This is a genomic window from Streptomyces sp. NBC_00385 (assembly GCF_035917155.1).
GTDB classification, from domain to species: domain Bacteria; phylum Actinomycetota; class Actinomycetes; order Streptomycetales; family Streptomycetaceae; genus Streptomyces; species Streptomyces poriferorum.
This window is the reverse complement of sequence record NZ_CP107951.1, coordinates 1,732,881-1,751,382: the sequence shown is the minus strand read 5'-3', so window position 1 is coordinate 1,751,382 and position 18,502 is coordinate 1,732,881. Positions and strand designations below refer to the sequence as shown.

Here is an 18,502-nt window from a genome sequence, read left to right as displayed (position 1 = left end):
TTCCCGATCTGCCCATTCTTGGGTACGCGGCCGAAGTGGTCCGTGGACAAGGGGAGTTGTTCGGTGGAGAAGGAAGCAGGGCGCGAGGCCGCAGGGATGCGGCTCGACGACCCGTGGTACGACGCCATGGCCTCCGGATGGGGGGAGCTGGACGGCACGGGAAGTTTTGCGCCCGCTACGGTGCCCGCCCCCGCCACACCCGGGAGTGGTCCCAGCGCGGCGGAGATCTACCTGGAGGTGCAGCACAGCGAGGCCTTCCAGGAAGTGCGCCGCCGGTACCGGCGGTTCGTCGTCCCCGCCACTCTCGCCTTCCTCGTCTGGTACCTCGCCTACGTCGTCACGGCGGTCACCGCACCCGGCCTGATGGCCCGTCCGGTGGCGGGCGCGGTCAACGTCGCCATGGTCGCGGGACTCGGGCAGTTCCTCACCACGTTCCTGCTCACCGGGGCGTACGCACGGCATGCCCGGCTGCGCAGGGACCGGGCCGCGCTCGATCTGCGCTGGGACACCCAGGAGATGACGCGGGGGATCGGACGTTGAGCGGGAACCATCAGACCCTGGCGCTCCTGCTGTTCAGCGCCTTCATCGCCGTCACCCTCGGCATCACGACCTGGGTCGGCCGCAACCGGCAGGGATCGGCCGAGGAGTTCTACGCGGGCGGCCGGCTGTTCTCCCCGATGGAGAACGGTTTCGCCATCGCCGGCGACTACATGTCCGCCGCGTCCTTCCTCGGCATTTCCGGGGTGATCGCCCTCTACGGCTACGACGGCATGCTCTACTCGGTCGGCTTCCTGGTCGCCTGGCTCGTCGTGCTGCTGCTCGTGGCGGAACTCGTTCGCAACTGCGGCCGGTTCACCCTCGCCGACGTGGTGGCGGCCCGCATGGCGGAGCGTCCGGTCCGGATCGCGGCGGGGACGTCGTCCGTCACCGTCTCCGTGCTCTACCTGGTGGCCCAGATGGTGGGGGCGGGCAGCCTTGTCGCACTGCTCCTCGGCGGGACGAGCGGTGCCGCGCGGTCCTGGACGGTCATCGGTGTCGGGGCGCTCATGGTGGTCTACGTGTCGCTCGGCGGGATGCGCGCCACCACGTGGATCCAGATCGTCAAGGCCGTACTGCTGATGGCGGGCACCGTGGTGCTCACCGTTCTGGTCCTGGTCCACTTCCACGGAAACTTCAACGAGTTGCTCAACTCCGCCGCCGACCGCAGCGGGAACGGCAAGGACTTCCTCTCGCCCGGACTGCGTTACGGCGGAAGCTGGACGGCGCGTGTCGACTTCATCAGCCTGGGGCTGGCCCTGGTGCTCGGCACGGCGGGCCTCCCGCACATCCTGTCCCGCTTCTACACGGTGCCCACGGCCCGTGCGGCCCGGCGGTCCGTCGTCTGGTCCATCGGCCTCATCGGCAGCTTCTACCTGATGACGATCGTGCTCGGGTTCGGAGCGGCGGCTCTGGTCGGCTCCGCCGAGGTACGGGAGTCGAACCCCGCCGGGAACACGGCCGTTCCGCTGCTCGCCCTGGTCCTCGGCGGCGGTGAGGGCTCGACGGGGGGAACGATTCTGTTCGCGGTGGTCGCCGCCGTCGCCTTCGCGACCATCCTCGCCGTCGTCGCCGGTATCACCCTCGCCTCGTCCGCGTCCGTCGCCCACGACCTCTACGCCTCGCTCAGGCGGCCGGGGGCCCGGCAGTACAGCGAGGTCGCCGTGGCCCGCGTCGCAGCGGCCGGTATCGGGCTGGCCGCCATCGGGCTGGGGCTGCTCGCCCAGGATCTGAACGTGGCGTTCCTGGTGGGCCTGGCCTTCGCGGTCGCCGCATCGGCGAACCTGCCGGTACTGCTCTTCTCCTTGTTCTGGCGGAAGTTCACCACGCGCGGGGCCGTCTGGTCGGTCTACGGCGGTCTGCTTCCCGCCGTTGCGCTCGTCCTGATCTCCCCGGTCGTCTCGGGCAGCCCCACCTCTCTGTTCCCCGGAGTGGACTTCCAGCTCTTCCCGTTGGAGAATCCCGGACTCGTCTCCATCCCGCTGGGTTTCCTGGCCGGGTGGATCGGCACGGTCACCTCGACCGAGCCGCCCGACGAGGCCAAGCACGCGGAGACCGAGGTGCGTGCGCTGACGGGAGCCGGCGCGGTGTGACCGGGCCGGGGAGGGCTGGACCGGGCCTGACCGGACCGGGGGCTCAGGCCGCCGGTATCACCAGGTCGTGGCGAGCCACGCCGCCCCTGCGGCCAGCGCGATCAGGGCGGCGTTGAGACCGGTCTCCTTGACCTCGCCCCGGGACAGGTGCAGGGCACCTGCCAGCACCTGGAGCACGAGCAGCCCGAGCGCCGCGGCCATCGCGAGGTCGGGCGCGATGCCCGTGAGCGGCGGCAGTACCAGGCCGGCCGCACCAAGGATCTCGACGACGCCGATGCCCCGGACCAGCCACATCGGAACCGTGTCCACCCAGCCCATCATGGGCGCCAGCCGCTCCTGGCTCTGGACGGCCTTCTTGCCACCCGCGTACAGATAGAAGGCCGCCAGGAGCGTGGTGACGATCCAGTAGGCGATTTCCATGTTTGTCCTCCGTCATGGTTACGATGCGTAAGTAAGCACATGATCGGTGACTGTCGGAACGCTTACAAAAGGCACACGGGTGTGCCTTGCGAACAGGGGGCGACGATGTCGAAGTACCGCCACAGTTGCCTCATCCGTGGTGACGGAGGCCGGGCGATCCGCGGCATCCTGGACCGTATCGGCGACAAATGGACCCTGCTGGTGGTCGCCACCCTCGATGGTGAACGCATGCGCTTCACCGAGCTCCAGCAGCGCATTCCCGGCATCTCGCAGCGCATGCTCACCCGCACGGTCCGGCACCTGGAGCGCGACGGGCTGGTGTCCCGCACGGTGTTCCCCGAGGTCCCGCCACGGGTCGAGTACGAACTCACCGCGAGGGGGCGCACCCTGATCGAGCCCGCTGTGAAGCTGGCCGAGTGGGCCGTCGACAACAACCCCGGCATCGAACTGAGCCAGACGACCTACGACTCGGAGCACCCCAAGGCGGAGCACCCCAAGGCGTAGCGCCCGGGTGCCGCCGTCACCGGCCGCCGCCGGTGACCCACGCGTAACGGTGTTCGGGGCGCCCGGTCTCCCCGTACCGCAGGGTCAGCCGGACGCGGCCCGACCGTTCCAGGAGTTTCAGATAGCGCTGGGCCGTCTGCCGGCTCATCCCGGCGCTCTCCGCGATCTCCTGGGCGGAGAGCGGGCCGTCGGCGCCGCGCAGCGCCTGGCGGACGAGTTCGGCCGTCGTGGCCGAGTGCCCCTTGGGCAGATCGGGCTCGCCGGCCGCCCACAGGGCACCGAAGAGCCGGTCCACCTCGCCCTGTTCGGCCTCGCCGCCGCTCTCCAGGGAACTGCGCAGCGCGGCGTAGGCCTCCAGCTTGGTCCGCAGCCCCGCATACGTGAACGGCTTCACCAGATACTGCAGGGCGCCCTCGCGCATGGCTTCCCGCACGGTGGCGACATCGCGCGCCGCGGTCACCATGATCACGTCGGTGCGGTGGCCGCGGCTGCGCAGTTCCCGCACCACGGCCAGGCCGGTGCGGTCGGGCATGTAGTGGTCCAGCAGGATCAGATCGACCGGGCGCTCCTCGACCGCGGCCAGGGCGTCGGCGGCGCTGTGCGCCTGGGCTGCCACCCGGAAGCCGGGCACCTTCGACACGTAGGCCGCATTGATCCGCGCGACACGGACGTCGTCGTCGACGACCAGGACCTCGATCACCGCGCCGCTCCCGCCTTGTCGGATTCCGTTTCGGTCATGGCCTCGGGAAGGACGACGGCGAATACGGCGCCGCCCTCGTCCGCCGCGTCCACCGCCACGCTTCCGCCCTGCCGCTCGGCCAGCCGCCGCACCAGGGCGAGCCCGAGCCCGCGCTTGCCGTGCGCCGGAATCTCCTTGGTCGACCAGCCCTCGGTGAAGATCGTTTCGCGCTGTTCCGGCGGGACGCCGGGGCCGCTGTCGCGGACCCACAGCATCACCGTACGGCCCTCGGCGTGCAGACCCACCTCGATCAGGGCACCGTCCGTTCCTGCGGCCGCGTCCAGAGCGTTGTCGACCAGGTTGCCGACGATCGTCACCAGCCCGCGCGGGTCGACGAGCCGGTCCGGAAGCAGGCTGTCCGATGCCGTGCGCAGAGCCACGCCGCGCTCCGCGGCGACCGTGGCCTTGCCCACCAGCAGCGCGGCGAGGAGTGGGTCACGGACCTTCTCGGTGATCTGTTCCGCGGTGGCCCGGTGGACGCCGACCACCTCGGTGACGAACTCCCGCGCGTCCTCGTGCAGTTCGAGCTCCAGCAGGCCGAGGAGCGTGTGCAGGCGGTTGGCGTGTTCGTGGTCCTGGGCGCGCAGGGCGTCGATCAGGCCGCGGGTGGAGTCGAGCTCGCGGCCGAGGTGTTCGAGCTCGGTGCGGTCGCGGAGGGTGACGACGGCTCCTCCGTCGGCTGTCGGCATCCGGTTGGCGAGCAGCACCCTGCTGCCGCGCACGGTCAGCAGGTCCTCGCCGGACACGTCGCCGGCCAGCACATCGGTGGTCCGCCCGGTGCCGAACACCTCGGTCAGCGGACGGCCCGACGCTTCGGGCCCGACCCCGAGCAGCCGCTGCGCCTCGTCGTTCAGCAGCCGGATACGGCCGCCGCGGTCGAGCGCGACCACTCCTTCCCGGATGCTGTGCAGCATGGCCTCGCGCTCCGTCAGCAGCGCGGAGATGTCGGAGAAGGCGAGGTCGTGGGTCTGCCGTTGCAGGCGCCTGGAGATCAGGTAGGCGGCGAGCGCACCGACGGCCAGAGCTCCGCCCGCGTAGGCGAGCAGGCCTGGAATCGCCGCGAGGAGCCGGGCCCGGACGCTGTCGTACGCGATCCCCACGGAGACCGCACCCGCGATGTCCCCGGACCGGTCGCGCAACGGGACCTTGCCCCGGGCCGAACGTCCGAGCGTGCCGCTGTCGATCTCCATCACGTCCTGGCCCGCGAGCGCCCGGCCGGGATCGGTGGAGACGGTCCGCCCGATCCGGGAACGGTCGGGATGCGACCAGCGCACCCCGCGGCGGTCCATCACGACGACGTACTCGGCGCCCGTGGCACGCCTGATCCGCTCCGCCGCGGTCTGGACGGCGCCGCCGGGCGCCGGGTCCGTGGCGAGCAGCGCCTCGGCGATCTGCGGCTGGGCGGCCGTGCTCTGCGCGATGGACAGGGCCCGGCGCATCGCCTGGTCGTCGAGTTGTGCGCTGAGGGGTGCCAGAAAGAGACCGGTGGCTAGTACGGTGACGCCGGTGGCGATGGCCAACTGCATCAGCAGCACCTGCGAGAAGACCCGCTGGGGCCAGCCGAGCCGGCGCGGCCTCCGGGCCGTGGGCGGTGGGGCGCTCATCGTATGAACGGTAGAGGGCGTTCCGGTGCTTTCCGAAATTCGTCTCGTTTCCCGTTCCACGCAATCGGCTTGCGCTTCTTGCGCTAATCTTGCGCACATGACGCGACGACTTGCTCAGGTGGCACAGAAGGTTGGAGTCAGCGAGGCCACGGTCAGCCGGGTGCTCAACGGCAAGCCGGGTGTTTCGGACGCCACGCGGCAGGCCGTCCTGTCCGCCCTGGACGTCCTCGGCTACGAGCGCCCGACCCAGCTGCGCGGCGAACGGGCCCGCCTGGTGGGGCTGGTCCTGCCCGAGCTGCAGAACCCGATCTTCCCGGCCTTCGCCGAGGTGGTCGGCGGTGCCCTCGCCCAGCAGGGCCTGACCCCGGTGCTGTGCACCCAGACCAAGGGCGGGGTCTCCGAGGCCGACTACGTCGAGCTGCTTCTCCAGCAGCAGGTATCGGGCGTGGTCTTCGCCGGTGGTCTCTACGCCCAGGCCGACGCCCCGCACGACCATTACAAGGTGCTGGCCGACCGCAAGATCCCCGTGGTCCTGATCAACGCGGCCATCGCTCACCTCGGCTTCCCCTGCGTCTCCTGCGACGACTCCGTGGCCGTCGAGCAGGCCTGGCGCCATCTGGTCTCGCTGGGTCACGAGCGCATCGGGCTGGTGCTCGGCCCCTCGGACCACATGCCCTCGCAGCGCAAGCTGACCGCCGCCAGGGCACTTGCCGAGGCGTCCGGCACGGCCATCCCGGACGAGTGGGTGGCCAGGGCGATGTTCTCGCTGGAGGGCGGGCAGGCGGCCGCGATGCGGCTGCTGGAGCAGGGGGTCACCGGATTCATCTGCGCCAGCGACCCGCTCGCCCTGGGAGCGGTCCGGGCGGCCCGCCGCCGGGGCCTCTCGGTGCCCGAGGACGTCTCCGTCGTGGGCTACGACGACTCGGCGTTCATGAACTGCACCGAGCCGCCGCTCACCACCGTGCGTCAGCCGATCGAGGCCATGGGGCGGGCCGCCGTCGAACTGCTCTCGGTGCAGATCGGAGGCCGTACGGTGCCGTCCGACGAGCTGCTCTTCGAGCCCGAACTGGTGGTGCGGGGCTCGACGGCCCAGCCCCCGCGCAGCGCTTCCCGCTGAGCGTCGAGAATTTACACCGTGGACATCGTCTATTGCGGAACGGGTGTGTGGCTGACGGGAAGCGGCTGGGGCGGCCGGGGGCCGGTGTACTGACCGCTGGGGCGCATCCGCAGCGGACGCTCCCCGTACTCCTCCAGGGCGTGCGCGATCCAGCCCGCCGTGCGGGAGATCGCGAACACCGTCTCGCCCGCCTCCACGGCCATGCCCGAGGCGACGGACAGCACGGCGAGCGCCAGATCGACGTTGGCGTGCAGGGGTGTGTGCCGGGCGGTCGTGGTGACGACGTCACGGGCGGCAGCCAGGGCGGGCGCGGCCCGTGGGACCTCGGCGAGCAGTGCGAACAGGGTGCGGGCCCGGGGGTCCTCGCCGGCGTAGAGCCGGTGACCGAGTCCCGGAATCCGGCGTCCGCTGCGCAGATGGTCCGCGACCACCGGAGCCGCCCCGCCCCGCTCCAGGACCTCGGTCAGCATGCGGTGCGCCAGCCCGCTCGCGGCGCCGTGCAGTGGGCCCTCCAGCACCCCGAGCCCCGCCGAGACCACGGCGTACGGATGGGCGCGGGCAGAGGCGGCGACCCGTGCCGCCAGGGTGGAGGCGGCCAGATCGTGGTCGATCAGCAGCCCCAGAGCGGTGTCCAGTACGGCCAGTGACGCCTCGTCGGCCGGGCGGCCGGTGAGTTTCGGCCACAGTTGGCCCGCCAGGCGGGAGGGTGTGCCCCCTTCCGCCGGCTCCCCGCCGTCCTCCGCGACCGAAGGGAGGGCGGCGGCCAGGGTCGGGATCAGGCTCCGGGCGCCGCCGAGCACCGCCTCGCGCGACAGGTCGAAACGGAGCGGATCGGCCGCCGCGGCCGCGACGACCGCCACCCGCAGCCGGTCGGTCGCGCCGCAGTGCGCGGGCAGCGCTCCGACCGCCCGGCGGGCCGCGGCGAGCGTCTCGGCCGGCGCCGTGAAACGCATGCCGGGCCGCAACTCACCGGTCCAGAGCCACTCCGCGACCTCCTCGTACGTATGACGCCGGGCCAGCTCCGTGGCGTCCACGCCCCGGAAGAAGTACCGGTCGCTCCCGATGAGCGTGACGCCGGTGGGGAAGGACAGCGCGCCGGCCGCCGCGGTGGGTTCCCTGCGGCCCGTACGCCGTGCCAGGGCGTCGACCTCCGCCGCGTCGAACGTGCTGCCACGCCCGCCCGGGGCGCGGTTGCTGCTGAGCTGCCCCCGGCTCACGTACGCGTACACCGTCTCGGGCTTCACGCCCAGGCGCTCGGCCGTCTCCCGCGTGGTGAGCCGCTGCGCCGAGGGCTCGGTGAAGCCGGCCGCACCTGCTTGATCCGTCATGGTGACCACCGTATCCATATTGATTCAATCAACATTGACAGATCTTCAGTCAAGCATGGACAGTCGAATCAATGTCAACAGCAACCGGAATGTCCATGGAGGAAGCAATGACGACCACCACCGCCGCACCGCTCGACGTCCCCCGGGGCCTCGCCGGTGTCGTCGTGACGGATACCGCACTCGGTGACGTCCGGGGCCGCGAGGGCTTCTATCACTACCGGCAGTACTCGGCGATCGAGCTGGCGCGGACCCGCAGCTTCGAGGACGTCTGGTACCTGATGACCGAGGGCGAGCTGCCCGGTCCGGCGGCCCGCACCGAATTCGCCACCCGCACCGCCGGGCTGCGCCGGCTGCCCGCCGAGGTCCGCGACGCCCTACCCGCCATAGCCCGCGCGGGCGCGGCGGCCGGTCCCCTCGCGGGGCTGCGCACGGCGCTCTCCCCGCTCGGCGCCTCGGCCGGCTTCCGGCCCGTGTACGACATCGACGCGGACCGGCGCCGCAGCGACGCCCTGACGGCCTGTGCCGCCGTCCCCACCGTGCTGACCGCCCTCCACCGGCTCGGCCAGGGGCTCGAACCGGTGGAACCCCGCGACGACCTGCCCTACGCGGCCAACTACCTCTACATGCTGACCGGTTCCGTACCGGACGCCGACCGGGTCAGGGCAGTGGAGCAGTACCTGATCTCCACCGTCGACCACGGCTTCAACGCCTCCACCTTCACCGGCCGTGTCGTGGCCTCCACCGGAGCGGACATCGCCGCCTGCCTGGTGGCCGCCGTCGGCGCACTGTCCGGGCCGCTGCACGGCGGCGCGCCCAGCCGCGCCCTCGACACCCTGGACGCCATCGGCACCCCCGACCGCATCGACGGCTGGATCCGCGAGCGGGTGCTCGCCGGCGACCGGATCATGGGCTTCGGGCACCCGGTCTACCGCACCGAGGACCCGCGTTCACGCATGCTGCGGTCCATCGCCCAGGGTTTCGGCGGCCCGCTCGTGGACTTCGCCGTAGAGGTGGAACGGCAGGTCGAGGCGATCCTCGCCGAGCTCAAGCCGGGGCGCGAGCTGCACACCAACGTGGAGTTCTACGCCGGAGTGGTCATGGAGCTGTGCGGGCTGCCGCGCGAGATGTTCACCCCGACCTTCTGCTCGGCGCGGGTCGTCGGCTGGAGCGCCAATATCCTGGAGCAGGCGGAGGACTCGAAGATCATCCGCCCGGCGGCCCGGTACGTCGGTCCGCCCCCGCCCCAGCCGGTCCCGGCCGTGTGACACCGCAGGAAGGCCCCCGTTGAACGCGTCGCCCCCGCCCCGCAGCCGGCAGATCCCCGTCATCGTCCTCGCCGGATTCCTCGGATCCGGCAAGACGACGCTGCTCAACCACCTCCTGCGCCATCGTGCGGGAAACCGCATCGGGGTGATCGTCAACGACTTCGGGGCCATCGAGATCGACGCCATGACCGTCTCCGGGCAGGTCGGCTCCACCGTTTCGCTGGGTGGCGGCTGCCTGTGCTGCGCGGTCGACGCGAGCGAACTGGACACCTACCTGGAGACCCTGACCCGCCCCGCCGCCCGCCTCGACGTGATCGTCATCGAGGCGAGCGGGCTCGCGGAACCCCAGGAACTCGTGCGGATGCTCCTGGCCAGCGACAACCCGCACATCGTGTACGGGGGACTGGTCGAGGTCGTGGACGCCGCCGAGTTCGGGGCGACCAGGGAGCGCCATCCCGAGATCGACCGGCACCTCGCCGTCGCCGACCTCGTCGTACTGAACAAGACGGACCGGGCCGGTGAGCAGGAGCGCGCGCACCTCCGGGAAGCCGTCGAGGCGACCGGCAGTACGGCGGCCGTCATCCCCGCCACCTACGGACGCATCGACCCGGAACTGCTCTTCGACCCTGCGCTGCGGCCCGACGGCGAGGAGAAGGCGCGCCAGCTCACCTTCGAGGACCTGTATCTGGAGGAGCGCGCGCAGGAGTCCGGTGACGAACACGGGGCGCATCTGCACACGGCGTACGAGAGCGTCGACTTCACGTCCGACGTGCCGATGGACCCCCGCCGGCTGATGGAGTTCCTCGACTCGCGGCCCGGGGGTCTCTACCGGATCAAGGGCTACGTCGACTTCGGCACGGGCGACGTGGACCACGCGTACGGAGTGCACGCCGTCGGCCGGTTCCTGCGGTTCGTGCCGAGGCCCTGGACGCGCGGCGAGCCGCGGCTGACGCGGCTCGTCCTGATCGGCTCCGGCATCGACGCCCAGGCCCTCCTCAAGGGGCTGGAAGGCTGTCGCACATCAGGAAAGCTCTCGGGAAAGCCATCAGAAAAGCCCTCGGGAGAGCCCTCGGTGGAGCCGGGACGGGAAGCAGCGCAGGACGCCCCGCACGAGCGAGCCATGTGGGGCGTCCTTCGATACGTGCAACAGCCCGGCGACGACGACGCGTAGCGCCGGATCCGCCGGGCCCGCGGTCTAGACGGGGCCGGCGATCACCGCGACCGGGCTCTCCAGCGGCGTCCCCGAACCGTCGCGCCGCGGGTCGACCTCGGGCAGCGAGGCCGGGGTGCCGTTCTTCTGCGCGGCCCGGGCCGGCGTCGCACCCGCCCAGGCGAACACCAGCACGTCCTCGCCCTTCAGGAACCGCTGGCAGCGCACCCCGCCGGTGGCCCGGCCCTTGCGCGGATACTGGTCGAACGGGGTGAGCTTGCACGTCAGCACCGAATCGTCCAGCGTGCCGTGCGAACCCGCGACCGTGAACACCCTCGCGTCCACCGCCGGATCCACCGCGGCGAACGAGAGCACCACCGCGCCCTCGGTGAGCTTGACGCCCGCCATACCGCCGGCCGGACGCCCCTGCGGGCGCACCTGCGCCGCCGGGTAGCGCAGCAACTGCGCGTCCGAGGTGATGAAGACCAGGTCCTCCTCACCGGTACGCAGTTCCGCCGCACCGACGATCCGGTCACCGTCCTTGAGGGTGATGACCTCCAGCTCGTCCTTGTTGGCGGGGTAGTCGGGCACCACACGCTTCACGACGCCCTGCAGGGTGCCGATCGCCAGGCCCGGTGAGGACTCGTCGAGCGTGGTGAGGCAGATGACCTCCTCGTCCGCCTCCAGCGTGAGGAACTCCCCGACCATGGCCCCGCCCGACAGGTTGGGTGCCGCATGAGTGTCCGGCAGCTGTGGCAGGTCGATCACCGCGAGCCGCAACAGCCGCCCGGTGGACGTCACCACGCCGACATCGCCGCGCGCCGTGGCCGGTACCGCCGACACGATCACGTCGTGCTTGGCCCGCTTGGCGTCCTCGGCGAACACGATCGGGTCGTCGTTGGCCGTACGCGCCAGCAGCCCGGTCGAGGACAGCAGCACCCGGCAGGGGTCGTCCGCCACCTCCAGCGGAACCGAGGCGACCTGCGAACCGGCCGACTCCAGCAGCACCGTGCGCCGGTCGGTGCCGAACTTCTTCGCGACCGAGGCCAGTTCCGTGGAGACGAGCTTGCGCAGCTCGGTGTCCGATTCGAGGATCGCGGTCAGCTCGGCGATCTCGGCATTGAGCCGGTCGCGCTCGCTCTCCAGCTCGATCCGGTCGAACCGGGTCAGCCGGCGCAGCGGGGTGTCCAGGATGTACTGGGTCTGGATCTCGCTCAGGGAGAAGTGCTCGATGAGCCGCTCCTTGGCCTGCGCCGAGTTGTCACTGGAGCGGATGAGTCGGATGACCTCGTCGATGTCGATCAGTGCGACGAGGAGGCCCTCGACCAGGTGCAGCCGGTTGCGGCGCTTGGTCCGGCGGAACTCGCTACGCCGGCGCACCACGTCGAAGCGGTGGTCGAGGTAGACCTCCAGCAGCTCCTTGAGGCCCAGCGTGAGCGGCTGTCCGTCGACCAGCGCCACGTTGTTGATGCCGAAGGACTCCTCCATCGGCGTCAGCTTGTAGAGCTGCTCCAGCACGGCCTCGGGAACGAAACCGTTCTTGATCTCGATGACCAGACGCAGTCCGTGCGAGCGGTCGGTGAGGTCCTTGACGTCGGCGATGCCCTGCAGCTTCTTCGCCGAGACCAGGTCCTTGATCTTGGCGATCACCTTCTCCGGGCCGACGGTGAAGGGCAGTTCGGTCACGACCAGGCCCTTGCGGCGCGGCGTGACGTTCTCCACGGCGACCGTGGACCGGATCTTGAACGAGCCGCGCCCGGCGGTGTAGGCGTCCTTGATGCCGCCCAGGCCCACGATCCGGCCGCCGGTCGGCAGGTCGGGACCGGGGACGAACCGCATCAGGGTCTCCAGGTCCGCACCCGGATGCTTGATGAGATGGCGAGCGGCGGCGATGACCTCGCCCAGGTTGTGCGGCGGCATGTTGGTCGCCATACCGACCGCGATCCCGGTCGTGCCGTTGACCAGGAGGTTCGGATAAGCGGCCGGGAGGACGACCGGCTCCTGCTCCTGGCCGTCGTAGTTCGACTGGAAGGAGACGGTTTCCTCGTCGATCGACTCCGTCATCAGCGACGTCGCGTCGGCCATCCGGCATTCGGTGTACCGCATGGCGGCCGGCGGGTCGTCGTTGCCGAGCGAGCCGAAGTTCCCGTGCCCGTCGACGAGGGGGAGCCGCATGGAGAACGGCTGCGCCATCCGCACCAGCGCGTCGTAGATCGACGCGTCGCCGTGCGGGTGCAACTTACCCATGACCTCGCCGACCACACGGGCGCACTTCACGAAGCCGCGGTCCGGACGCAGGCCCATCTCGTTCATCTGGTACACGATGCGGCGGTGCACCGGCTTCAGGCCGTCACGGGCGTCCGGCAGGGCCCGTGAGTAGATCACCGAGTACGCGTACTCGAGGAAGGAGCCCTGCATTTCGTCGACGACGTCGATGTCGAGGATCTTCTCCTCGAAGTCGACCGGCGGCGGGGTCTTCGTGCTGCGGCGGGCCATCGCTGCTGCGACTCCTTCACGGATTCTGTTCGGGCAACCTCAGGTTCTGACGCGCACCATTGTGGACCGCCCCACTGACAACCCGGACCTCGACCCGTCCCAAAGGGCGTTCTCCACCCGTCCCGAGGCGCTCGGAACCCTCTTTCCCGCGAACTTTCGCGGCACGGGAACTTCGCCAGGTGCTGGTGCGCTTGCTTACAGTGGCAGGTCTCGCAGTAAAACCAGTATCGCGATCGAAGGGACGTACATGCCCATGGGTCACACGGCCACAGCCCAGGCCGGCTCCGGCGGCTTGACAGCGACCGAGCACCGTCTGGCCAACGGCCTGCGCGTGGTGCTCTCCGAGGACCATCTGACCCCGGTCGCCGCGGTGTGCCTCTGGTACGACGTCGGTTCGCGCCACGAGGTCAAGGGACGCACCGGTCTGGCTCACCTCTTCGAGCACCTGATGTTCCAGGGCTCCGGCCAGGTCAAGGGGAACGGACACTTCGAACTGGTGCAGGGCGCCGGAGGTTCCCTCAACGGGACCACCAGCTTCGAGCGGACCAACTACTTCGAGACGATGCCGACGCACCAGCTGGAGCTGGCCCTGTGGCTCGAGGCCGACCGGATGGGCTCGCTGCTCGCCGCGCTCGACGACGAGTCCATGGAGAACCAGCGCGACGTCGTCAAGAACGAGCGCCGCCAGCGCTACGACAACGTCCCCTACGGCACCGCCTTCGAGAAGCTGACGGCTCTCGCCTACCCGGAGGGCCACCCGTACCACCACACCCCGATCGGCTCGATGGCCGACCTGGACGCGGCGACGCTCGAAGACGCGCGGACCTTCTTCCGTACGTACTACGCGCCCAACAACGCGGTGCTCTCCGTCGTCGGCGACATCGACCCCGGGCGCACGCTCGCCTGGATCGAGAAGTACTTCGGCAGCATCCCCTCGCACGACGGCAAGCAGCCGCCGCGCGACGGCGCCCTGCCCGAGATCATCGGCGGTCAGCTGCGCGAGGAGGTCCGCGAGGAGGTCCCGGCGCGTGCGCTGATGGCCGCCTACCGGCTGCCGCACGACGGCACCCGTGAGTGCGACGCCGCGGACCTCGCCCTGACCGTGCTGGGCGGTGGCGAGTCGTCCCGGCTGCACAACCGGCTGGTGCGCCGCGACCGGACGGCCGTCGCCGCCGGCTTCGGGCTGCTGCGCCTGGCGGGTGCGCCCTCGCTCGGCTGGCTGGACGTCAAGACGTCCGGCGGTGTCGAGGTGGCGCAGATCGAGACCGCGGTCGACGAGGAGCTGGCCCGGTTCGCCGAGGAAGGCCCCACGCCCGAGGAGATGGAGCGCGCTCAGGCGCAGTTGGAGCGCGAGTGGCTGGACCGCCTCGGTACCGTCGCGGGCCGCGCCGACGAACTGTGCCGGTTCGCCGTGCTGTTCGGTGACCCGCAGCTCGCCCTGACCGCCGTGCACCGGGTGCTCGACGTGACCGCCGAGGAGGTCAAGGCGGCCGCCAGGGCCCAGCTGCGGCCCGACAACCGGGCGGTGCTGGTGTACGAGCCGGTCGAGCCCGCCGAAGCCGCCGAAGAGGCGGATGCCGCCGCGACCGACACCGACGCGCACGAAGGAGCGGACAAGTGACCGACGCTGCCGCGACTGGAGTTTCGATGGAGTACCACCCGCAGCCCGCCCCCGGCGTGGCCAGGCCCTGGGCCTTCCCCGCGCCCGAGCGCGGCTCCCTGCCCAACGGCCTCACGGTCCTGCGCTGCCACCGTCCCGGCCAGCAGGTCGTCGCCGTCGAGATCTTCCTCGACGCCCCCCTGGACGCCGAGCCCGAAGGGCTGGACGGGGTCGCCACGATCATGTCCCGCGCCCTGTCCGAGGGCACCGACAAGCAGAGCGCCGAGGAGTTCGCCGCCGAGCTGGAGCGGTGCGGCGCCACGCTGGACGCCCACGCCGACCATCCCGGCGTCCGGGTCTCCCTGGAGGTTCCGGCCTCCCGGCTGGCCAAGGCGCTCGGCCTCGTCGCCGAGGCGCTGCGGGCTCCGGCCTTCGCCGACAGCGAGATCGAGCGTCTCGTGGGCAACCGGCTGGACGAGATCCCGCACGAGCAGGCCAACCCGGCCCGGCGTGCCGCCAAGCAGCTCTCCAAGGAGCTGTTCCCGGCCACGGCCCGTATGTCGCGTCCGCGCCAGGGCACCGAGGAGACCGTGGCCCGGATCGACTCCGCGGCCGTGCGCGCCTTCTACGACGCACACATCCGCCCGTCCACCGCGACCGCCGTGGTCGTGGGCGACCTGACCGGAATCGACCTGGACGCGCTGCTCGCCGACACCGTCGGTGACTGGTCGGGCAACACCGCGGAGCCGCGCCCCGTCCCGCCGATCACCGCCGACGACGCGGGCCGTGTGGTGATCGTGGACCGTCCCGGCGCGGTGCAGACGCAGTTGCTGATCGGCCGGATCGGCGCCGACCGGCACGACAGCGTCTGGGCGGCCCAGGTGCTCGGCACCTACTGCCTGGGCGGCACGCTCACCTCCCGGCTCGACCGGGTGCTGCGCGAGGAGAAGGGCTACACCTACGGCGTGCGGGCCTTCGCCCAGGTGCTGCGCTCGACGGCTCCGGACTCCGCCTCCGGGGCCACGGGCGCCGCCATGCTCGCCATCAGCGGTTCCGTGGACACCGAGTCCACCGGCCCGGCGCTGGAGGACCTGTGGAAGGTCCTGCGGACCCTGGCGGCCGAAGGGCTGACGGACGCCGAGCGCGAGACGGCCGTGCAGAACCTCGTGGGCGTCGCCCCGCTGAAGTTCGAGATGGCGGCCTCCGTCGCCGGTACCCTCGCCGACCAGGTCGAGCAGCATCTCCCGGACGACTACCAGGCGCAGCTCTACGCGCGCCTCGCCGACACCGGCACGGTGGAGGCGACGGCGGCCGTGGTCAACGCCTTCCCGGAGGACCGGCTGGTCACGGTTCTCGTCGGGGACGCCGCACAGATCGCCGACCCGGTCCGGGCCCTCGGCATCGGTGAGGTGTCGGTCGTGACCGGCTGAGCACACCGGTCATCTCGCCCCGTACCAGGGCGAACGGAAGAGTGACGCAAGGTCCCGGCGGAGCGGTCTCCGCCGGGACCTTCCTTTTGTCCGCTTTGGTGGAGAGGCTGCCTGTCTGCCCTGTGGGATGCGCTACAAAACGGCCTGTCCGTTTGGTGACGGGAAGTGCCCCCGCTTAGCGTCGGCTCCGCTGTCCGCCACTCGTATGCCGCATCCGTGACATACCGGGCAGTCATCGCCGAGTCCCCGTCAGGCGCGAGCCTGGGGAGCCGGGGACCCACGCAGTCCCTGGGGTGAATCGGGTGGCCGTGTCCCGCAGGGAACCGGTGATCCGTAGGAGACCTTCCTGCTCCGAACCCGTCAGCTAACCCGGTAGGCGAGAAGGAAGGAAAGGACCAGCCACTTCATGGCGTTCACCCGTGCCACCGGGAAGCATCGTGCCCCGGGCCGTCTGACGCGCAGCGGCGCGAAGGCCGTCGGCATCGCGACCCTGGCCACCACCGGCGTCATCGGAGGACTGGCCTCCCCGGCCCTCGCCGCGGACACCGGGGCCCCCGCCGCCGGCGACACCGGCCTCACCCAGGTCATCGCCATCGAGAACGTCCTCGCCGAGCGGATCGACGCCCAGGCGGACGCGCAGCAGCACCAGGCCGACGTCGCCGAGAAGAAGGCCGAGGCAGCCAACGCCGCCGCGAAGAAGAAGGCCGAGGCCAGGAAGAAGGCCGAAGCCAAGGCTGCCGCGAAGGCCGAGGCCGCCGCGAAGGCGAAGGCCGCCCGGGCCGAGAAGGCCCGCGAGAGCGCCGCCCGCGCCGCCCGTTCCGCCGAGCGCACCCGGCTCGGCTCCTTCCAGCTCCCCGTCGCCGGTTCGTACGTGAGCACCGGCTACAAGTCCAGCGGCTCCATGTGGTCCTCCGGCAGCCACTCCGGCATCGACTTCCACGCCGCTTCCGGCAGCTCCGTCGTCGCCGTCGGCGCCGGTACGGTCGTCGAGGCCGGCTGGGGCGGGGCGTACGGCAACAACATCGTGCTGCGGATGACGGACGGCACGTACACCCAGTACGGCCACCTCTCCTCGATCGGCGTGTCCGTCGGCCAGAGCGTCGGTGCCGGCCAGCAGATCGGCCTCTCCGGCTCCACCGGCAACTCGACCGGCCCGCACCTCCACTTCGAGGCCCGCACCACGCCCTCGTACGGCTCCGACATGGACCCGGTCGCCTACCTGCGCGCCCACGGCGTCTCCGTCTGACCGGCCGACGACCCCTCGCTCAAGGCCCCGGCACCACGCCGGGGCCTTCGCCGTGTCCCGTGCCGCGGCGGTCCGCGGTGGTCGTTCCGGAACGGCCCGGTGACCAAAAGATATTCATGAATTTCCACCCGCCGTCGGAAATGCGACCGCATTGCAATAGAGTCGCAGGACAGGCGTCGATCGGCCGCGTTTCGCGGGGATTAAGGCGGAGGTTCGGACATGCGCATTCCGGCGCATTCGGTATGCACGGCAATCCGTGAAGACATCGTCTCAGGTGTCTTCGAACGCGGCAGCCGACTCACCGAGGAGGTGCTCGCACGGCGTTACGGGGTCTCCCGGGTGCCGGTACGGGAAGCGCTGCGCACCCTGGAGTCCGAAGGGTTCGTGGTCACCCGCAGGCACGCCGGAGCCTGCGTGGCCGAGCCCACCGAGCAGGAGGCCGCCGACCTCCTGGAGGTCCGGATGCTGCTGGAGCCGCTCGGTGCGGCCCGCGCCGCCCACCGCCGCTCGGACGCGCACCTCAAGGTGCTGCGCGGCCTGGTCAGGCTCGGCCAGGAGCGCGCCCGGCGGGGCGAGGGCGAGGACCTGCGCTCCCTGGGCGGCTGGTTCCACGAGACGCTCGCGCAGGCCTCCGGCAGCCCCGGCCTGATCGCGCTGCTCACCCAGCTACGGCACAAGACCACCTGGATGTACGCGATCGATTCCCCGGCCCGTCCGGCCGATTCCTGGGCCGAGCACGGAGCCATCGTGGACGCCGTGGCACGAGGGGACGCGGAGAGGGCACGGGCGCTGACCGCCCAGCACGCCGAGCGGGCCGCCGGCGCGTACCGGCTGCGCAGCCCCGGCCGGACGGAGTCCGCCGTGGCCCGGACCGGCCGGGTGAGGACTTCGCAACATGCCGTAAACACCCCGAGCGGCCGTCATTAACAAGTGCGCCGTATACAAAGAGTGGGCATTTCGAGGGGCTTTCTTTCTGCTGCCCAATTCGCCCCCGCCGAGCCATTCGGCGACCCGCGACTTTTGCCTGAACGAAAGCGCTGAACGAGGGCGCTGAACGAAAGAGCCGCGGCACCCGGTCGGGGGTGTCGCGGCTCTTTCGCGGGAATTCCCGCGGTCATGGCCCGTCGGGGTCAGACGGTCTCCGGAAGCTCGTCGAGCCCCTCGGCGACCAGCTTGGACAGACGGTCCAGAGCGGCTTCGGCGTTGTCGGCCTCGGACGCGAGGACGATCTCCTCGCCGCCCTGCGCGCCGAGTCCGAGCACGGCGAGCATGGAGGCCGCGTTCACCGGGTTGCCATCGGCCTTGGCGATGGTCACGGGGATGCCGGAAGCCGTGGCGGCACGGACGAAGATGGAAGCGGGGCGGGCGTGCAGGCCCTCGGCCCAACCGACGTTGACGCGGCGCTCAGCCATGGTTCTGCCCTTCACGAATCAATGGTTGTCTAGACCAGTCTCTCATGCAGTGCGCGATGCTC

16 protein-coding genes and 1 riboswitch are annotated in these 18,502 nt (G+C 70.9%); of the genes, 10 read left to right on the top strand and 6 right to left on the bottom strand.

The window, feature by feature from the left end; genetic code table 11:
* The first annotated feature begins 96 nt into the window (after positions 1-96).
* Together OG959_RS07620 and OG959_RS07615 are read left to right on the top strand one after the other, a co-directional pair.
* The gene (locus OG959_RS07620; RefSeq protein WP_326666266.1) at positions 97-540 is read left to right on the top strand and encodes a DUF485 domain-containing protein; all 444 of its coding nucleotides are present in this window, start codon (positions 97-99) and stop codon (positions 538-540) included.
* A complete protein-coding gene (locus tag OG959_RS07615) occupies positions 537-2,129 on the top strand; it encodes a solute symporter family protein (protein ID WP_326657422.1) in 1,593 nt (530 codons plus the stop codon). Before OG959_RS07620 ends, OG959_RS07615 begins: the two co-directional genes overlap by 4 nt.
* 57 nt (positions 2,130-2,186) lie before the next feature.
* On the opposite strand, the gene OG959_RS07610 is transcribed toward OG959_RS07615, so the two are convergent.
* A complete protein-coding gene (locus OG959_RS07610) occupies positions 2,187-2,549 on the bottom strand; it encodes a DoxX family protein (protein ID WP_326657420.1) in 363 nt (120 codons plus the stop codon).
* A gap of 105 nt (positions 2,550-2,654) precedes the next feature.
* On the opposite strand from OG959_RS07610, the gene OG959_RS07605 reads away from it, so the two are divergent.
* The gene (locus OG959_RS07605; protein WP_326657419.1) at positions 2,655-3,053 is read left to right on the top strand and encodes a winged helix-turn-helix transcriptional regulator; all 399 of its coding nucleotides are present in this window, start codon (positions 2,655-2,657) and stop codon (positions 3,051-3,053) included.
* Between the two features lie 16 nt (positions 3,054-3,069).
* Here OG959_RS07605 and OG959_RS07600 read toward each other — a convergent pair whose 3' ends face one another.
* Together OG959_RS07600 and OG959_RS07595 are read right to left on the bottom strand one after the other, a co-directional pair.
* Positions 3,070-3,753, bottom strand: coding sequence for a DUF7342 family protein (locus OG959_RS07600; RefSeq protein ID WP_326657418.1), 684 nt, complete (start codon positions 3,751-3,753; stop codon positions 3,070-3,072).
* Positions 3,750-5,396: a sensor histidine kinase gene (locus tag OG959_RS07595; protein WP_326657417.1), complete on the bottom strand. Its 1,647-nt coding sequence runs from the start codon at positions 5,394-5,396 to the stop codon at positions 3,750-3,752. Before OG959_RS07595 ends, OG959_RS07600 begins: the two co-directional genes overlap by 4 nt.
* A gap of 97 nt (positions 5,397-5,493) precedes the next feature.
* Between OG959_RS07595 and OG959_RS07590 the strand changes: the two genes are divergently transcribed.
* On the top strand, positions 5,494-6,513 hold the full coding sequence (locus tag OG959_RS07590) for a LacI family DNA-binding transcriptional regulator (protein WP_326657416.1): 1,020 nt from the start codon (positions 5,494-5,496) through the stop codon (positions 6,511-6,513).
* Positions 6,514-6,542: 29 nt separating this feature from the next.
* Here OG959_RS07590 and OG959_RS07585 read toward each other — a convergent pair whose 3' ends face one another.
* Positions 6,543-7,841: a citrate synthase gene (locus OG959_RS07585; protein ID WP_326657415.1), complete on the bottom strand. Its 1,299-nt coding sequence runs from the start codon at positions 7,839-7,841 to the stop codon at positions 6,543-6,545.
* Positions 7,842-7,948: 107 nt separating this feature from the next.
* On the opposite strand from OG959_RS07585, the gene OG959_RS07580 reads away from it, so the two are divergent.
* Positions 7,949-9,106 carry a citrate/2-methylcitrate synthase gene (locus OG959_RS07580; RefSeq protein ID WP_326657414.1) on the top strand — a complete coding sequence of 386 codons (1,158 nt, stop codon included), beginning with the start codon at positions 7,949-7,951 and terminating at the stop codon, positions 9,104-9,106.
* A gap of 19 nt (positions 9,107-9,125) precedes the next feature.
* Positions 9,126-10,277: a CobW family GTP-binding protein gene (locus OG959_RS07575; protein ID WP_326657413.1), complete on the top strand. Its 1,152-nt coding sequence runs from the start codon at positions 9,126-9,128 to the stop codon at positions 10,275-10,277.
* Positions 10,278-10,301: 24 nt separating this feature from the next.
* Here OG959_RS07575 and OG959_RS07570 read toward each other — a convergent pair whose 3' ends face one another.
* Positions 10,302-12,752: a DNA gyrase/topoisomerase IV subunit A gene (locus OG959_RS07570; protein ID WP_326657412.1), complete on the bottom strand. Its 2,451-nt coding sequence runs from the start codon at positions 12,750-12,752 to the stop codon at positions 10,302-10,304.
* Between the two features lie 247 nt (positions 12,753-12,999).
* Between OG959_RS07570 and OG959_RS07565 the strand changes: the two genes are divergently transcribed.
* From OG959_RS07565 to OG959_RS07550, 4 genes are all read left to right on the top strand, one after another.
* Complete coding sequence (locus OG959_RS07565; RefSeq protein WP_326657411.1) at positions 13,000-14,373, top strand: M16 family metallopeptidase; 1,374 nt, start codon at positions 13,000-13,002, stop codon at positions 14,371-14,373.
* 26 nt (positions 14,374-14,399) lie between these two features.
* Complete coding sequence (locus OG959_RS07560) at positions 14,400-15,782, top strand: M16 family metallopeptidase (RefSeq protein ID WP_219572555.1); 1,383 nt, start codon at positions 14,400-14,402, stop codon at positions 15,780-15,782.
* Positions 15,783-16,008: 226 nt separating this feature from the next.
* Positions 16,009-16,175, top strand: a riboswitch (cyclic di-AMP (ydaO/yuaA leader).
* A 13-nt stretch (positions 16,176-16,188) separates the two neighbouring features.
* The gene (locus OG959_RS07555) at positions 16,189-17,028 is read left to right on the top strand and encodes a M23 family metallopeptidase (RefSeq protein ID WP_326657410.1); all 840 of its coding nucleotides are present in this window, start codon (positions 16,189-16,191) and stop codon (positions 17,026-17,028) included.
* A 219-nt stretch (positions 17,029-17,247) separates the two neighbouring features.
* Complete coding sequence (locus OG959_RS07550; RefSeq protein ID WP_326657408.1) at positions 17,248-17,955, top strand: GntR family transcriptional regulator; 708 nt, start codon at positions 17,248-17,250, stop codon at positions 17,953-17,955.
* Between the two features lie 203 nt (positions 17,956-18,158).
* Here the strand turns inward: OG959_RS07550 and OG959_RS07545 are convergent, their stop codons facing one another.
* Entirely contained in the window at positions 18,159-18,440 is a 282-nt protein-coding gene (locus OG959_RS07545) for an HPr family phosphocarrier protein (protein WP_123462851.1), read from the bottom strand.
* Between the last annotated feature and the right edge of the window lie 62 nt (positions 18,441-18,502).

Coding starts and splice junctions, on each gene's coding strand:
- OG959_RS07620 (WP_326666266.1), top strand. CDS start 97: ATGCGGCTCGACGACCCGTGGTACGACGCCATGGCCTCCGGATGGGGG.
- OG959_RS07610 (WP_326657420.1), bottom strand. CDS start 2,549: ATGGAAATCGCCTACTGGATCGTCACCACGCTCCTGGCGGCCTTCTAT.
- OG959_RS07605 (WP_326657419.1), top strand. CDS start 2,655: ATGTCGAAGTACCGCCACAGTTGCCTCATCCGTGGTGACGGAGGCCGG.
- OG959_RS07595 (WP_326657417.1), bottom strand. CDS start 5,396: ATGAGCGCCCCACCGCCCACGGCCCGGAGGCCGCGCCGGCTCGGCTGG.
- OG959_RS07590 (WP_326657416.1), top strand. CDS start 5,494: ATGACGCGACGACTTGCTCAGGTGGCACAGAAGGTTGGAGTCAGCGAG.
- OG959_RS07585 (WP_326657415.1), bottom strand. CDS start 7,841: ATGACGGATCAAGCAGGTGCGGCCGGCTTCACCGAGCCCTCGGCGCAG.
- OG959_RS07580 (WP_326657414.1), top strand. CDS start 7,949: ATGACGACCACCACCGCCGCACCGCTCGACGTCCCCCGGGGCCTCGCC.
- OG959_RS07570 (WP_326657412.1), bottom strand. CDS start 12,752: ATGGCCCGCCGCAGCACGAAGACCCCGCCGCCGGTCGACTTCGAGGAG.
- OG959_RS07565 (WP_326657411.1), top strand. CDS start 13,000: ATGCCCATGGGTCACACGGCCACAGCCCAGGCCGGCTCCGGCGGCTTG.
- OG959_RS07560 (WP_219572555.1), top strand. CDS start 14,400: ATGGAGTACCACCCGCAGCCCGCCCCCGGCGTGGCCAGGCCCTGGGCC.
- OG959_RS07555 (WP_326657410.1), top strand. CDS start 16,189: ATGGCGTTCACCCGTGCCACCGGGAAGCATCGTGCCCCGGGCCGTCTG.
- OG959_RS07550 (WP_326657408.1), top strand. CDS start 17,248: ATGCGCATTCCGGCGCATTCGGTATGCACGGCAATCCGTGAAGACATC.
- OG959_RS07545 (WP_123462851.1), bottom strand. CDS start 18,440: ATGGCTGAGCGCCGCGTCAACGTCGGTTGGGCCGAGGGCCTGCACGCC.